The organism is Luteibacter sp. KNZ12-1A, from assembly GCF_056755675.1.
This window is the reverse complement of record NZ_JBPGXU010000006.1, coordinates 34300-49653: the sequence shown is the minus strand read 5'-3', so window position 1 is coordinate 49653 and position 15354 is coordinate 34300. Positions and strand designations below refer to the sequence as shown.

Here is a 15354-nt window from a genome sequence, read left to right as displayed (position 1 = left end):
CGCCTAGCGCGACCGCTTCATTTCGCGTGCCGCGAAGCCAGCTTCGCGGCCACGGCGTCGAAACCGATGCCGCGCGCGCGCAGGACCACCATCAGATGGAAGACGAGATCGGCGGCTTCGCCGATCAGCGCGTCGTCGTCCTCGGCGATCGCGGCGAGCGCCGTCTCGACGCCCTCCTCTCCCACCTTCTGCGCCATGCGGCGGATGCCGCCTTCGAACAGCGTCGTCGTGTAGCTGCCTCGTGGCCGTTCCGCGTGTCGCGACGCGACCAGCGCATCCAGTTCCGCAAGGAATCCCAAGGCAGGCGCGACATCGTCGCCAAAGCAGCTCGTCGTGCCGGTATGACACGTGGGCCCGGCCGGCAAGGCGCGCACGAGGATCGTGTCCGCGTCGCAATCGAGTCGTGCATCGACCAGGGCCAGCGTGTCGCCCGATGTTTCGCCCTTGGTCCATAACCGCTGCTTGCTTCGGCTGAAGAAGGTGACCTGGCCGAACTCCCGCGTCTTCGCCAGCGCGGCCTCGTCCATGTAGCCCAGCATCAGTACCTCGCCCGTACGCGCATGTTGCACGATCGCCGGCAACAGGCCGCCACCCTTGGCGAAATCGGGGACCCTCTCGCTCATAACCTCACCTCGATGCCTTGCGCGCGCAAGTCGCTCTTGAGCGCGGGAATACCGATATCGCCCGAATGGAACACGCTCGCCGCGAGCGCCGCATCGACGTCCGCGTCACGGAACACCTCGGTGAAGTGCTCCGGCTTGCCCGCGCCACCGGAGGCGACCAGCGGCACTTGGCAGATCGCCCGCGCCGCCTTCAGCTGCTCGATGTCATAGCCACGACGCACGCCATCGGTGCCCATGCAATTGAGCACGATCTCACCCGCCCCCAACCGTTGGACCTCCTCGATCCAGTCCAGCGTGCGCTTGCGCAAGGCCCGCGTGCGCGAAGGGTCGCCCGTGTATTGGCGAACGCGCCATTGGCCATCATCGTCGCGCAAGCTGTCCACGCCGATGACGACGCACTGCACGCCGAACGCGTCGGCGATCTCGCCGACCAGGGCCGGCCGCTCCAGCGCGGGGGAATTGATGGAGACCTTGTCCGCGCCCGCATGCAACACCTCGCGCGCATCCTCGACGCTGCGGATGCCACCGGCCACGCAGAACGGGATATCGATTTCGCGTGCCACCCGTTCCACCCAGTCGCGGTCGACCCGGCGGCCTTCCGGACTGGCGGTGATGTCATAGAACACCAGTTCGTCGGCCCCTTCGTCGCGGTAACGCAGGGCCAGCTCGACGATCTCGCCGACCACCACGTGGTCACGGAAGCGCACGCCTTTCACCACCTGGCCGTCGCGCACGTCGAGACAGGGAACGATGCGACGATTCAGCATGACGCGTTCGCCTTCTGTGCGACGGCGAGCGCGTCGGGTAGCGTGAAAGCGCCTTCCAGCAGGGCACGGCCGAGGATGACGCCCGCGACACCCTGCAGCGCGAGGCCCGCGACATCGTCGAGCGAACGCACACCACCCGAGGCCTGCACGTCCAGTGACGGCGCCAGTGCGGCGAGGTGGTGGTACAGCGCGACGTTCGGGCCGGTCATCGTGCCGTCACGGTCGATGTCGGTGCAAAGGACATGGCGTGCACCGGCGGCTTCGTACCAGGGAACGAGTTCATCCAGCGTACGCGCCTCATTGGCCGTCCAGCCGGCGCTCGGCAAGGTCCATGCGCCATCGCGGAAACGCGTGTCCAACGCCAGCACGATGCGCTCGGCGCCGTAGCGCCCGATCCACGCCGCCACCGTCTCGGGCGCGCGTATGGCCATGCTGCCGACCACCACGCGCTGCGCTCCCGCCGCCAACAGGCGGCGCACGCCGTCTTCATCGCGAATGCCCCCGCCGGCCTGCACGCGAAGCCGCCCCGCCGAGGCGATGCCGGCGATGGTCGCGAGGTTCTCGAAACGGCCGGTGCGTGCGCCGTCGAGGTCGACCACGTGCAACCACGTGGCGCCTTCGTCGGCGTAACGCGCGGCCAGCGCTTCGGGCTCGAAAGCGAAGGTGGTCTGCTGCGCGTAATCGCCCTGGAAAAGGCGGACGACCTTACCGTCACGCAGGTCGATGGCGGGAATGGGAAGTGTCATAGGGCAAGGAAGTTCCGCAGGAGCTGCGCGCCCACGCCCGCCGAACGCTCGGGGTGGAACTGCATGCCCATGAAGTTGCCGGCGGCGACGACGGCAGCGAAGGGCATGCCGTGCTCGCTCGCCGCGAGGGTGTAATCGCCGGTGGGCACCGCGTAGCTGTGCACGAAGTAGGCCGTGTCTCCTTCACGCAAGCCCGCGACGAGCGGATGGCTGGCGGTGACGTGCAGGCTGTTCCAGCCCATGTGCGGCACCCGCAAGCCTGGCGTATCGATGAAACGCCGTACCGTAGCGGGAACCACGCCGAGGCACTCGGTATCCGCTTCCTCGGAGCGTTCGCAGAGCAGTTGCATGCCGAGGCAGACACCGAGCACCGGCTGGGTGAGCCCGCGCATCACATCCACCAGGCCGGCCTCGCGCAGCATGCGCATGCCGGGTCCCGCCGCGCCCACGCCTGGCAGGATCACATGGCTCGCGGCACGAATCGCCGCCGCGCTGGAGGTCAGTTCGGCGTCGGTACCGAGGCGCTGCAAGGCATAGCGCACCGACCCGATATTGGTGCCACCGGCGTCGACGAGGACGACCCGCATCACAGGCTCCCTTTCGTGCTGGGCAACTCCTCGCCTTCGCGGCGGATCGCCTGGCGCAAGGTACGCGCGACCACCTTGAAGCAGCCTTCGACCATGTGGTGCGCGTTTTCCCCGTGCACGGTGAGGTGCAGGTTCGCGCCGAGCGTCTCGCACAGCGAGCGGAAGAAATGCGGCACGAGTTCGGTCGGCACGTCGCCGACGCGTTCACGCGTGAACTCGCCTTCGAAGACGAAGTACGGGCGGCCGGAGAGATCCAGTTCGGCACGCGCGGCGCTCTCGTCCATGGGCAAGGCGAAGCCGTAGCGGCCGATGCCACGCTTGTCGCCCAGGGCCTGGCGCAAGGCTTGGCCGAGCGCCAGCGCCGAATCCTCGATGGTGTGGTGTTCGTCGATATGGGTGTCGCCATCGCAGCGCAGGTCGAGCGCGAAGCCGCCGTGCTTGCCGATCTGTTCGAGCATGTGGTCGAAGAAGCCCAGCCCCGTATGTACGACGGGGTCGGCGACACGGTCGAGGTCGACGGCGACGCGGATCGAGGTTTCCTTCGTCTTGCGCACCACTTCGGCGGTACGCGGCGCGTCGAGCAAGGCGTGCGCCACCTCGGCCCAGCTCGCACCGCGGGCGCCGACGAGGAAACCGCGCACGCCCATGTTCGCCGCGAACACGAGATCGGTGTCGCGATCGCCGACCATGGCCGATTGCGCACGGCTCCAGCTGTCGTCGGCAAGCCAGTGCCGGGCCAGGCCGGTGGCCGGCTTGCGTGTATCGCGTTTCTCGTGGGGAAGGCTCCGGTCGATCAGCTGTTCGCGGAACGTGACCCCTTGCGAGGCGAGGATACGCAGCAGGAGCTGATGCGGGCCATCGAAGGCTTCCTGCGGGAAGGCCGGCGTGCCCAGGCCATCCTGGTTGGTCACCATCACCAGTTCATATCCCGCACCGACGATGCGTTGCAGCGCGGCGACGACGCCCGGCATCAGCGCCAGCTTTTCGAAGCTGTCGATCTGCTCGTCCGCCGGCTCCTCGATAAGGCAACCGTCGCGGTCGACGAAGAGGATCTTCCGGCTCATGCGGTGGCTCCGGCGCGGAGGATCGCGAGCACGCGATCGTTCTCGTTACCCGTGCCCACGGTGATGCGCAGCGCGTCGCCGAGTCCCGGGTATCTCGTGATGTCGCGCACGACGATGCCGGCGGCGAGCAGGCGCCGGTAGGTACCGGCGGCATCGTCGAAACGCACGGCGAGGAAGTTCGCATGCGACGGCAACACCTCGCGAACCCCCGGCATGGCCGACAGCGCCGTGAACATGCGCGTGCGCTCGGCGAGGATCTCCTGCAGGTGGTGGCGCTGCACACGCCTGCCTTCGTACGAGAGCGCGCCCAACGCCGCGTCCACGCAGGGCGACGGCAACGGATACGGCGGGATGATCCGGCGCAACAAGGCGATCACGTCCGCGTGCGCCACCAGCGCTCCGACACGCGCGCCGGCCAGGGACCAGGCCTTGGACAACGTGCGCAGCACGGCCACGTTGTCATGATCGTCGATCAGCGACGTCGCACTGGCCACCCCGCTGAACTCGGCGTAGGCCTCGTCGATCACCAGTACGGCACGCCCGTCGAGTTCGCGGGCCAGGCGCTCCAGCACATCGCGCCGCACGAGATTGCCGGTGGGATTGTTGGGCGTGCAGACAAAGACGAGCTTGGTCGCCGGGGTGACGGCGGCAAGCAGCTTATCGGCGTCGAGACCACCCGCAGGTTCGAGCGGCGCTTCGATCACGGTGGCGCCCTGGATGCGCGCGCAGACCGCGTACATGCCGAAGGTGGGCGGTGAGACGACGACGGCATCCTCCCTCGCGCGACAGAAGGCGCGTACGAGCAGGTCGATTGCCTCGTCGCTGCCGCGCGTCACGAGCACGCGGTCCGGCTGGCTGCCGTAGAGGTCGGCCAGTGCGTCCACCAGCGCCCGCGGCTGCGGGTCCGGATAGCGGTTCAGTCCATCGCCGCCGGGGATGTTCGGAGGACGCGAGGACTCGTTCGCGTTGAGCAGGACGGTGCCACCCTGCGCTTCCATGCGCGCGCTCGAATAGGGTGACAGCGCACGGATATCGGGGCGGGCCAGGTCGAGGACACTCATGCGGTCGCATCCATCGCGGCGAGGCGCAAGGTGACCGCTCGGCGGTGCGCCTCCAGTTGCTCCGCGGCGGCCAGCGTGGCCGCGCAAGGACCGATGACGCGCAGGCCGGCGGCGGTCACCTCCTGCACGGTGACCTGTTTCTGGAAGCTGGCGACCGAGACGCCGCTGTAGCTGCGCGCGTACCCGTAGGTCGGCAATACGTGGTTGCTGCCACTGCAGTAGTCGCCCACGGATTCAGGCGTCCATTCGCCGAGGAACACGGAACCGGCCGATTCGACGGCGTCGAGCAATGCCCGTGGTTCGGCGGTCTGGATGATGAGGTGCTCGGGCGCGTAGCGGTTGCTGACCGCGATCGCCTCGTCGAGATCGTCCACCTGCACGAGACGGCTTTCCGCCAGCGCCCTGGCGGCGATATCCGCCCGCGGCAAGGCGGCGCGCTGCCGCTCCACCTCGATCGCCACGCGATCGAGCAGGCCCGCCGACGGGCTGACCAACAACACCTGTGAATCCGGGCCGTGCTCGGCTTGCGAGAGCAGGTCGGCGGCGACGAAACGCGGGTCGGCGTCGGCGTCGGCGATCACAAGCACCTCGGATGGGCCGGCCGGCATGTCGATGGCCGCGCCGGCGGGATCGCCCGCCACCTGCAACTTCGCCTCGGTGACCCATGCGTTACCGGGCCCGAAAATCTTGTCGCAGCGTGGAACGGTTTCCGTGCCGTAAGCCATCGCGGCGATCGCCTGCGCGCCGCCAAGCTTGAATACGCGATGCACGCCCGTGGCTTTCGCGGCGAACAACACGGCATCGTCGCAACGGCCATCGGCCTGCACCGGCGTGCAAAGCACCACGTCGCGGCAGCCCGCGATGGCCGCCGGCACACCGAGCATGATCGCGGTGGACGGCAGGGGCGCACCACCGGCGGGGACGTACAGGCCTACCCGGCCGATGGGCCGCAATACCCGTTCCACCCGCACGCCCGGCGCGGTGTCGACCGCGATGGGCGTCGGCGCCGCCGCGCGATGGAAGGCCTCGATGCGGCCAGCGGCTTCGATCACCGCGGCTTTCAGTTCGGGCGCGAGGCGGGCCTCCGCCGCGGCGAACTCCTCGTCGCTGACCTCGAGCCCTTGCAGGCGGGTGCCGTCGTAGCGCGCCGTGAGTTCGGACAAGGCCTCGTCGCCGCGCCGGCGCACCTCCGCCACGATGGCTTCCACGCCTTCGCGCAGTTCTACCGAGCGCGACTGCGCGGGCCGCGCCAACGCGGCCTCGCGGCCGTTTTCGTCCAGGGTCGTCCAGTCGATCCGTTTCATGCCAGCATCTTCTCCACCGGCAGCACCAGCATGTCGCGAGCACCGGCGCGTTTCATGTCTTCGAGTTGGCGCCAGCTCACCGAGCCGGCGCACAGGGCCTGCAACACGACCTGATCGGGTGCACCGTCCACCGGCGTGAGCGTCGGCACCGGGCTGCCAGGCAACAACCGCGTGATCGCGGCGAGCGCGTCGCGCGGTGCCTGCATCAGGATCAGGCGCGAGTCGCGCACCTGGATGACGCCGTCGAGCCGGCGCAGGAGCAGCTCGGCGATCTCGCCACGCTCATCGGGCGGAAGCTCGCGGTGCCCGGCCAGCACGGCCTCGCTCTCCACCACCACCGCTGCCTCCCTCAACTGGTTGGCGACCAGGGTGGCGCCGCTGGAGACGAGGTCGCAGATCGCATCGGCGGTGCCGAGGCGGGGGGCGATCTCCACGGAGCCGGCGAGCATCACGACCTTCGCGTCCACGCCGTTCGTCCGCAGCCATTCGCCAAGCAGCCCCGGATACGAGGTGGCGATACGCTGGCCGTCGAGCTGCGCAGGGCCGTCGTAGGCGTCTTCCTGGGGGACGGCGATGGACAGGCGGCAGTGGCCGAAGCCCAACGACCGCAGTTCGTCGAGGCCCGCCCCGGCCTCGCTGCTGGAGAGCTGGAACTCCCGCAGGACGTTGCGGCCGACGATGCCGAGGTCGCATACGCCTTCGGCGATCAGGCCGGGGATGTCGTCGTCACGGACCAGCAGGAGGTCGACGGGCTCGCCCTCGCCGAAACAGAACAACTTGTCGCGGCTCTGGCGGAACTTGAGGCCGCAACGCGCCAGCAGCTCCTGGGCCGGCTCCGTGAGCCGCCCGGACTTCTGCATGGCGATCCGCAGGCGGTCGCGCGGCTTCATGCGGCACCTCCCGCGTTCCGCCGCGCCGCCGCGGCCATGTAGCCGCCGCTGCCCTGGTTGAGGTAACGGGCCACACGACCGATCGTGGTGATGCTCACCGCCGTCCGCTCGTGGATCTCCCGATAGGAACGCCCCTCCAGCAAGTGGGGGACCACCCGCCAACGATCGACCATCACCTCGATTTCCGCGGGGGTGCAAAGGTCATGCAGGAAAGCCCGCATCTCATCGACGGTGGACAGGCCCAGCAGGGCCTCGCACAGGCTGGTCTCGGCCGAGTCGGCCGGGGTTTCGGGATCGAGCGAGCGACGCTTCATAGTGTACTAACGCGTTAATACGATAACGCATCCTACCTCTGCAACCCGGTCGTGGCAAGCGCCGACACGTGATTGCGCTTTTCTTCCATATATTTCGCGGCTTCGGCCCGCCAACATGACGAGATTCCATCGCCATGAGGCCTGACATGACGAGTACCGTGATCATCGCCGACGACCATCCGGTGGTCGTGGCGGGGGTCGAAACGATTCTCAAGGCGCACCGCTACGAAGTCGTCGCACGCGCCCACGATACGGACACGCTGTTCGACTCCCTCGCCGACCACCCCTGCGACGTCGTCGTCACCGACTATTCCATGCCCGAGGGCAGCCAGCCCGACGGCATGCCCATGATCCGGCGCATTCGCGCCGCCCGTCCGGATACGGGCATCGTGGTGCTCACGATGATGTCCAACCCGGCTATCCTGCGCAGCCTGCTCGACATGGGCGTCGCTGCCATTTTCGACAAGCGCACGAACCTGCGCGACATCCCCGTGGCGGTGCATGCCGCCGACGTGGGCCGCTCCTACCTCAGTCCCGCCATACGCCGGCTGTTCCATGAGGCGGATTGCGCGAACGGCCACGACGACGCCACCCGGCTTTCGCCGCGCGAGGTCGAGGTGCTGCGCGCCTTCGCGCAAGGACACGGCCTGGGTGACATCGCGATATTGATGGGTCGCAGTTTCAAGACCATCAGCCGGCAGAAGCGCTCGGCCATGAACAAGCTGGGCCTAGCCAACGACGCCCAGCTCTACCAGTACCTGGCGGGGGTGCGCGCCGGCATGCTGGACGACTGGTCCCCCGCCGTGGAGGCCGCGGCCACCCTTCGCTTCTTCGGCTCGTGAGTGTCAGCCGCCGTCGACGAGGCGGCCGGAAGCCACCAGCTCGCATACCGCGCGCACATCGCCATCCATCGCGCGATCGCGCTGCATGAAGGCGATGTGCTCACGCAGCTTGGCCAACGCGGCGCGCACCGCCACCCCACCATGGAAGTCATCCGCTGCGGCGAGTGCATCCATCAAGGCGCGTACTTCGCGTTCGAAACCTGCGTAATGCGGCGAATCCGGACGCGGTGCGCCGGAGATCTTCGCCGCCAGCGCCTGCCAGTCGCCACGGTGCGCCAGGGATCGCGCGGCGTTGAGCATGTCCTGGCGGTACTCGAGGGCCTGGGCCGCCGTATAGAGTTCCATCGCCAGCACGTGGCCGAGGTCTTCGGTCATCTCCAGCACATGGCGTGCCTCGTTGGCACCCATCGACACATGGTCCTCGGCGTTCGCGCTGGTCGGCACGGAATACACCGAGGCCGGATGCGCCCGCGTGGCCAGGTCGTTGACCAGGGCGGCGGCGGTGTACTGGACGATCATGAAACCCGAATCGGTCGCGTCCTCGTTGCCGATAAGAAAAGCCGGGAGGCCATCATTGTTGGCCGGATCGACAAGCTTTGCCGTGCGTCGCTCGGAAATCGACGCCAGCACCGGAATGGACGCTTTCACGTAGCTCATTGCCAGCGCCAGCGGCATGCCGTGGAAATGGCCGGCGGAAATCACCTGGTCTTCGATGACTTCGGCGTTCTCGGCATCCGGGAACACCAACGGGTTGTCGGTGACGGCATTGAGCTCGACGTCGAAGACCCGGCAAGCCTGCTCCCATGCGTCACGTACCGCGCCGTGCACCTGCGGCGCGCAACGCAGGCAATAGGCATCCTGCGGCTGGTGCTTCTTCCCGCCCTTGAAGGGAAGGAATCGCGAATAGAAGGCTTCCTTGCCGTGACGCTGCGTGGCCGGCACCCAATCCCAGCCGATATCGAAACGATGGCCCTGGTCGGCCGGGTCGGACCATGCATCGGAAAGCCATGGGCGAAAACGCGGCACGAGGTGGTAAGGGATATCGGCAAGCGTCGAGCCCTGGAGCAGGCCGCGGATATTTCGCGCCGCGTCGACCTGGCCCGGATGGGGGCGCAGCGCATGCACTTGCTCGGCATAGGCGCCCGTGCGGCCGGCAAAGGCGTCCAGCGTCATCGCGGCGGCGAGATCCGCGGTACGGATCAGCATGTCCATCGTGTCGAGCGCGAGCACGCCGGTGGCGAGCATCTGCGTCGTACCGTTGTTCAGGGCCAGGCCTTCCTTGAAGGACAGGCGCACCGGTTCCAACCCCGCCGCGGCGAGGGCCTTGGCACCGGGCATGCGCTCGCCCTTGTAGAAGGCTTCGCCGCCACCGAGCAGCACGATCGCCAGATGAGAGAGCGGCGCGAGATCGCCACTGGCGCCGACCGAACCCTTTTCGGGAATGACCGGGATGACGTCGCGGTTGAGCAACTCGGCCAGCGCACGCAGGGTTTCCACGCGGATGCCGGAATGGCCACGCATCAAGGTGTTCACGCGGATCGCCAACATCGCGCGGACGACATCCGTGGAGAACGGCTTACCGACGCACACCGCATGCGTGATGATGAGATTGTGCTGCAGTTCTTCCAGCAAGCTGCCTTCGCGCGGCTCCGGATTGCCACCCGGCAGTTCGTCACGCACGCGATGCGCGCCGAGCAACTTGTCGGCATTGCTGCCGAAGCCCGTGGTGACGCCGTAGATCGGCTCACCGCCACCCACCTTCTCGGCCAGGAAATCGGCGGCACGCTTCACCTTGACCAGTTGCGCCTCGTCCAGGCGGATCGTGGCGCCGCGGCGAGCGATGTCGGCGACCTGGGCACGCGTGAGGCTACGCCCGTCGAGAAGGATACTGCTGGTCATGGTAAAGGCCGTGATATGTCGGGAGGATGGATGGATCAGACGCCGATTTCGGCCTGGGCCAGTTCGACGCGCAGGGTCTTCACCAGGTCCGCGCGCGGCACTTCGAACTGGTCTTCGCGGCGAAGGTCCTTCACGGTGACGACGCCCTTGGCGATCTCGTCTTCGCCAAGCACCACCACGAAGCGGATGCCCGCACGGTCGGCATACTTGAACTGCTTGCCCAGCTTGCCGCCTTCGAGCACCACCTCGGTGGCGATGCCAGCGGTGCGCAGTTCATTGGCCACGGCCAGGTAGGTGGGCAACTGGGCCGGGTCCATTTGCGTGACGAGCACATCGACCGTGCTCCGCGCCGTCGAGATCAGGCCGGCATCGCGAAGCTGCCAGTAAAGGCGGGTAAGACCAATGGAAATGCCCACGCCCGGCAGGTGCGACTTGGTGTACTGGCCCGCGAGATTTTCATAGCGGCCGCCCGAGCAGATCGAACCGATGCCCGGGTGGTCGTCCAGCGTAGTCTCGTACACGGTGCCCGTGTAGTAGTCGAGGCCACGGGCAATCGAGAGGTTCAACGCGAAATGCGTTTCCGGCACGCCGAAATCGCGAATCAGGGAAAGCACTTCCTTCAGCTCGGCCCTGCCCTGCTCGAAGGTTTCCGAACCGCCGCCGAGCGCATCGAGCTTCGCGAACGCGTCGTCCACCGAGGTGGAGCGCACCTGCACGAAGGCGAGGATCTTCGCCGCCACTTCGGCGGAAAGACCGAATGCCTCTCCCGTGAGCGTATCGCGCACGTAGTCGGCACCGCGCTTGTCGAGCTTGTCGACCTCGCGCAGCACGAGCATCTGCTGCTCGGCGTCGGCGATGCCGAGGTTCTCGAAATAGCCGCGCATCAACTTGCGGTTGTTGAGCTGGATGGTGAACGCGCCGATATCCAGTTCGCGGAACACGCTGTAGATCACCGCCGGGATTTCAGCGTCGTAGCGGACGGACAGGGAATCCTTGCCGACCACGTCGATGTCGCACTGGTAGAACTCACGGAAGCGGCCGCGCTGCGCTCGCTCGCCACGGTAGACGCGCTGCATCTGGTATCGGCGGAACGGGAAGCTCAGGTCGTGCTCGTGCTCGGCCACGTAACGCGCCAACGGCACGGTGAGGTCGAATCGCAGGGCCAGTTCGGGCACCCCACCCTTTTCCGCCGCCGCGCCCAGGGCGCCGGTCGACTGGACGAAGTACACCTGGCGCTCGGTTTCGCCACCCGTCTTGGTCAGCAACACGTCGCTATGCTCGATGACCGGCGTCTCGATCGGCAGGAAGCCGAATCGCTCGTAGTTGCGACGGATCGTATCCAACATGCGCTGGAAGGCGATCTGATCGAGCGGCAGGAGCTCGAGGACACCGGGCATGGTGCGGGCCGGGGTGAGTGCCATGCAATTCCTCTTCGGACAGGCTGTACGGGCGCCGCCATGCGGCAGCCGCATAGATTAGCAGATGGCTACCGATACCCCTGGCGCTGAAATGTAAAAAAGATGCGACGACCTGTTGCCAAGGGAACGCCCCGTGGCTAATATACGCGGCTCCCGTCGGGGTGTAGCTCAGCCTGGTAGAGCGCTACGTTCGGGACGTAGAAGTCGCAGGTTCGAATCCTGTCTCCCCGACCAATGTTTTGATGAAAACACCGGCCATTGGCCGGTGTTTTCGTTTGTGCGCCTGGCGAACGTGTCCGTTCATCGACTCGTTGTGGGAGCCGACCCTGTCGGCGATGGGTGCTTGCCGTATCCCGGCCCGCTGCCGCGGGATCGCCGGCATAGCCGGCTCCCACGATGGGATCGGTTTCCCACGATGCGTTCGGCTCCCCATAACGCAAAACGCCCCACGAGGGGGCGTCTTGCGTAACTGGCGGAGAGTGAGGGATTCGAACCCTCGATAAGGCTTTTGACCCTATACTCCCTTAGCAGGGGAGCCCCTTCGGCCTCTCGGGCAACTCTCCGTGATCGTCGTCGAGGAACGAGCCTTAACGAGCCAGCAAGGATACTTTGCCTTGCTTCGGCCGTAAAGACTTTACTGGTCGTCCCCGGAATGGCCGGCCGGATCGTTCTCGTTCTTGATGCGCTGGTAAATTTCCTCGCGATGAACCGCGACATTCTTCGGCGCATTGATGCCGATGCGCACCTGGTTACCCTTCACACCCAGAACGGTGACGGTCACCTCGTCGCCGATCATCAGGGTTTCACCGACCCGGCGGGTCAGAATCAGCATGATTGATACTCCATAAAATCAGGTATTGGCTTCCCCACCAACGACAACCTCACCCCGAGTGCTTGCCGTCAATGGATCGACGTTCCGACCATCGAAGGCCGATTGCCTTCCCCGGCTCTTGTTGTGTGTGTGTCGCTGACCAGCTGTCCTGCCACTCTCGATCCGAAGGATCGATGCCGAAGGATGCATTCGACATTCGGATGATACTAGCCGAGCCAAACCGGGGGACGCAACGCACACGGCCGGCGATGCATGCGCCGAAGCACCTTTATGGCGTGTCGACGCATACCCCGGCCATCTCCCGTTCAGCGCAGGCGAGCTTCCACCCACGCCGGAATGCCCGCGAGCACAGCCGGCAAGGCCGGGCCGTCGAGGCCGCCGCCCTGGGCCATGTCCGGCCGACCGCCACCCTTGCCCTCGATGTGGGAGGCCACTTCGGCGACAAGATCACCGGCCTTGACCCGGCCCAGCGCCGTCCCGCCGACACCGGCCACCAACGACACGCGACCGTCCGCCGCACCCGCCAGGACGATGGCGCAGTCACCCAGCTTCTGTTTCAGGACATCCAGGCTGTCGCGAAGCGACTTGGCGTCCAGCCCCTCCAAGCGAGCGGCGACCACCTTGATCCCGGCCACGTCCACGGCCGACGCGGCGAGGTCGGCCGATGCCGAACTGGCCGCCTTGGCCTTGTAGGATTCGATTTCGCGCTCCAGCTTCTTTTGCCGGTCGAACAGTTGGCGCAGTTTCTCGATGACCTCGTCGCCATGGGCGCCGACCAGACCGGAAACCTCGCCCAGCACGCGCTCCTCATCGGCCACGCGGGCCAGGGCGCCCGCACCCGTCACCGCCTCGATGCGGCGCACACCCGCGGCCACACCCGATTCGGAGACGATCTTGAACAGGCCGATGTCGCCGGTGCGCGACACGTGCGTGCCGCCGCAGAGTTCGGTGGAAAAGTCGCCCATCTTCAGCACGCGCACTTCCGAGCCGTACTTCTCACCGAACAAGGCGATGGCGCCGAAGTCGATCGCCTCGTCATAGCCCATGTGATGGACTTCCGCCTGGGCGTTGCGACGGATCTCGTCGTTGACCATGCGTTCGATCTGGGCCAATTCCTCGGCGGTGACCGGCTTGAAGTGCGAGAAATCGAAGCGCAATCGCTCCGGTGCGACCAGCGAGCCCTTCTGGGCCACATGGTCGCCCAGCACGGTACGCAACGCGGCGTGCAACAGGTGCGTGGCCGAATGATTCAGCACGGTGGCCTGGCGCTGAGCCGCGTCCACCGAGGCGGTGACGATGGCGCCCTTCGCGAGGGGCGCGGAGCCCTGCCAGGTACCGAAGTGCGCGAAGAAGGCGCCGGCGACCTTCTGCGTATCCGCCACGGCGAAGGCACCGGAGGGATTGCGCAGTATGCCGGTATCGCCGACCTGGCCGCCGGATTCGGCATAGAAAGGCGTGCGGTCGAGCAGCAGGAAGGCCTCCTCGCCATCGGCGAGACGATCGACGGCCTTGCCGTCGCGAACGATGGCCAGAACCGTCGCATCGGCGAGATCCAGAACGTCGTAGCCCGTGAACACCGTCGGCGCAAGCGCGCTGGCGACCTCGGCGGGGAGTTGGGCCTTGCTGCCGAAGTTGCTGGCGGCACGGGCGCGGGCACGTTGCTCGCCCATGGCGCGCTCGAAGCCCTCCATGTCGACGGTCATGCCGCGCTCGCGTGCGATATCGGCGGTGAGGTCGACGGGGAAACCGTAGGTGTCGTAGAGCCGGAAGGCATCGACGCCCGGGATGATCTGCCCCGATTTCGCGGCGATGTCGTCGAACAGGCGCATGCCATGCTCCAGGGTCTCACCGAACCGATCTTCCTCGGTCTTCAGGGCCTGCTCCACGAAGGATTGCTTCGCGGCGATCTCGGGATACGCCTCGCCCATCTCGGCGACCAGCGGCGCCACCATCTTCCAGAAGAAATCGCCACGCACGCCGAGCATCCAGCCATGCCGCAGCGCACGCCGGATGATGCGGCGGAGCACGTAACCGCGCCCTTCATTGGACGGCAGGACACCATCGACGATCAGGAAGGAACAGGCACGGATATGGTCGGCGATGACACGCAACGACTTGTTGGCGAGGTCGGCCGTGCCAGTCAGGCGTGAGGCTTCCGCGATCAGGTGCGCGAACAGGTCGATCTCGTAGTTCGAATGCACATGCTGCAGCACGGCCGCCAGGCGTTCCAGACCCATGCCGGTGTCGACGCAGGGTGCCGGCAACGGCGAGAGCGTGCCGTCCGGAGCACGGTCGAACTGCATGAACACGAGGTTCCAGATCTCGATATAACGATCGCCGTCCTCATCGGGCGAACCCGGGGGACCGCCGGCGACGTCGGGGCCGTGATCGTAGAAGATCTCGGTGCAGGGGCCGCAAGGGCCGGTATCGGCCATCTGCCAGAAGTTGTCCGACGCGAAGGGCGCACCCTTGTTGTCGCCGATACGGACGATACGATCCGCCGGCACGCCGACTTCCTTGTTCCAGATGTCATAGGCCTCGTCGTCGGTGTGATAGACGGTGACCCACAGCCGCTCGGGCGGAAGTTTGTAAACCGAGGTGAGCAATTCCCACGCGTAAAGGATGGCATCGCGCTTGAAATAGTCACCGAACGACCAGTTGCCCAGCATCTCGAAGAAGGTGTGATGCCTGGCGGTATAACCCACGGCGTCGAGATCGTTGTGCTTGCCACCGGCACGCAGGCAGCGCTGGACGTCGGCCGCCCGAACGTAGCCCGGCTTTTCACTGCCGAGGAACACGTTCTTGAACGGGACCATGCCCGAGTTGGTGAACAGCAACGTGGGGTCGTTCGACGGCACCAACGATGCCGACGGCACGATGGTGTGGTCCTTGGAGCGGAAGAAGTCGAGGAAGGTCGAACGGATTTGGGCGGTTTTCATGAGCGATCGTGGCGTGGGAGCTGCGAGACATGTCGCGGGGACGCTCCGTCCAGAATCAAGGCTCACTG

At 66.5% G+C, this 15354-nt stretch carries 14 protein-coding genes and 2 tRNA genes; 2 read left to right on the top strand and 14 right to left on the bottom strand.

Annotated elements, in window-relative coordinates; all coding sequences use genetic code 11:
• Window positions 1–17 precede the first annotated feature (17 nt).
• From hisIE to ACR9ZJ_RS02770, 9 genes are read right to left on the bottom strand one after another with little or no spacing between them, the layout of a single operon-like run.
• Window positions 18–623: a bifunctional phosphoribosyl-AMP cyclohydrolase/phosphoribosyl-ATP diphosphatase HisIE gene (gene hisIE, locus ACR9ZJ_RS02810; RefSeq protein WP_481286824.1), complete on the bottom strand. Its 606-nt coding sequence runs from the start codon at window positions 621–623 to the stop codon at window positions 18–20.
• Window positions 620–1390 carry an imidazole glycerol phosphate synthase subunit HisF gene (gene hisF / locus ACR9ZJ_RS02805; RefSeq protein ID WP_481279849.1) on the bottom strand — a complete coding sequence of 257 codons (771 nt, stop codon included), beginning with the start codon at window positions 1388–1390 and terminating at the stop codon, window positions 620–622. The genes hisIE and hisF overlap by 4 nt, the downstream gene beginning before the upstream one ends.
• Entirely contained in the window at window positions 1384–2136 is a 753-nt protein-coding gene (hisA, locus tag ACR9ZJ_RS02800; protein ID WP_481286823.1) for a 1-(5-phosphoribosyl)-5-[(5-phosphoribosylamino)methylideneamino]imidazole-4-carboxamide isomerase, read from the bottom strand. The genes hisF and hisA overlap by 7 nt, the downstream gene beginning before the upstream one ends.
• Entirely contained in the window at window positions 2133–2723 is a 591-nt protein-coding gene (gene hisH / locus ACR9ZJ_RS02795) for an imidazole glycerol phosphate synthase subunit HisH (RefSeq protein WP_481286822.1), read from the bottom strand. Before hisH ends, hisA begins: the two co-directional genes overlap by 4 nt.
• Complete coding sequence (gene hisB / locus ACR9ZJ_RS02790; RefSeq protein ID WP_481286821.1) at window positions 2723–3787, bottom strand: bifunctional histidinol-phosphatase/imidazoleglycerol-phosphate dehydratase HisB; 1065 nt, start codon at window positions 3785–3787, stop codon at window positions 2723–2725. Before hisB ends, hisH begins: the two co-directional genes overlap by 1 nt.
• On the bottom strand, window positions 3784–4848 hold the full coding sequence (gene hisC, locus ACR9ZJ_RS02785) for a histidinol-phosphate transaminase (RefSeq protein ID WP_481279845.1): 1065 nt from the start codon (window positions 4846–4848) through the stop codon (window positions 3784–3786). The genes hisB and hisC overlap by 4 nt, the downstream gene beginning before the upstream one ends.
• Window positions 4845–6152 (bottom strand): histidinol dehydrogenase, encoded by a 1308-nt coding sequence (hisD, locus tag ACR9ZJ_RS02780; RefSeq protein ID WP_481286820.1) that lies wholly within the window; start codon window positions 6150–6152, stop codon window positions 4845–4847. Before hisD ends, hisC begins: the two co-directional genes overlap by 4 nt.
• Window positions 6149–7042, bottom strand: a complete 894-nt coding sequence (hisG, locus tag ACR9ZJ_RS02775) for an ATP phosphoribosyltransferase (RefSeq protein WP_481279843.1) — start codon at window positions 7040–7042, stop codon at window positions 6149–6151. Before hisG ends, hisD begins: the two co-directional genes overlap by 4 nt.
• Window positions 7039–7356 carry a YerC/YecD family TrpR-related protein gene (locus ACR9ZJ_RS02770; protein WP_306850450.1) on the bottom strand — a complete coding sequence of 106 codons (318 nt, stop codon included), beginning with the start codon at window positions 7354–7356 and terminating at the stop codon, window positions 7039–7041. The genes hisG and ACR9ZJ_RS02770 overlap by 4 nt, the downstream gene beginning before the upstream one ends.
• Window positions 7357–7502: 146 nt before the next feature.
• Between ACR9ZJ_RS02770 and ACR9ZJ_RS02765 the strand changes: the two genes are divergently transcribed.
• A complete protein-coding gene (locus ACR9ZJ_RS02765; protein ID WP_481286819.1) occupies window positions 7503–8198 on the top strand; it encodes a response regulator in 696 nt (231 codons plus the stop codon).
• A 3-nt stretch (window positions 8199–8201) separates the two neighbouring features.
• Here ACR9ZJ_RS02765 and ACR9ZJ_RS02760 read toward each other — a convergent pair whose 3' ends face one another.
• The gene (locus ACR9ZJ_RS02760; RefSeq protein WP_481286818.1) at window positions 8202–10097 is read right to left on the bottom strand and encodes an HAL/PAL/TAL family ammonia-lyase; all 1896 of its coding nucleotides are present in this window, start codon (window positions 10095–10097) and stop codon (window positions 8202–8204) included.
• Between the two features lie 35 nt (window positions 10098–10132).
• A complete protein-coding gene (hisS, locus tag ACR9ZJ_RS02755) occupies window positions 10133–11518 on the bottom strand; it encodes a histidine--tRNA ligase (protein ID WP_481279841.1) in 1386 nt (461 codons plus the stop codon).
• A 154-nt stretch (window positions 11519–11672) separates the two neighbouring features.
• Here hisS and ACR9ZJ_RS02750 point away from each other — a divergent pair.
• A tRNA-Pro gene (locus ACR9ZJ_RS02750) sits at window positions 11673–11749 on the top strand.
• A 236-nt stretch (window positions 11750–11985) separates the two neighbouring features.
• On the opposite strand, the gene ACR9ZJ_RS02745 is transcribed toward ACR9ZJ_RS02750, so the two are convergent.
• The 3 genes from ACR9ZJ_RS02745 to alaS form a co-directional block, all read right to left on the bottom strand.
• Window positions 11986–12078: transfer RNA gene (locus tag ACR9ZJ_RS02745), tRNA-Ser, on the bottom strand.
• 71 nt (window positions 12079–12149) lie between these two features.
• Window positions 12150–12347, bottom strand: coding sequence for a carbon storage regulator CsrA (gene csrA / locus ACR9ZJ_RS02740; RefSeq protein ID WP_072323041.1), 198 nt, complete (start codon window positions 12345–12347; stop codon window positions 12150–12152).
• A 305-nt stretch (window positions 12348–12652) separates the two neighbouring features.
• On the bottom strand, window positions 12653–15286 hold the full coding sequence (gene alaS, locus ACR9ZJ_RS02735; protein ID WP_481279840.1) for an alanine--tRNA ligase: 2634 nt from the start codon (window positions 15284–15286) through the stop codon (window positions 12653–12655).
• Window positions 15287–15354 lie beyond the last annotated feature (68 nt).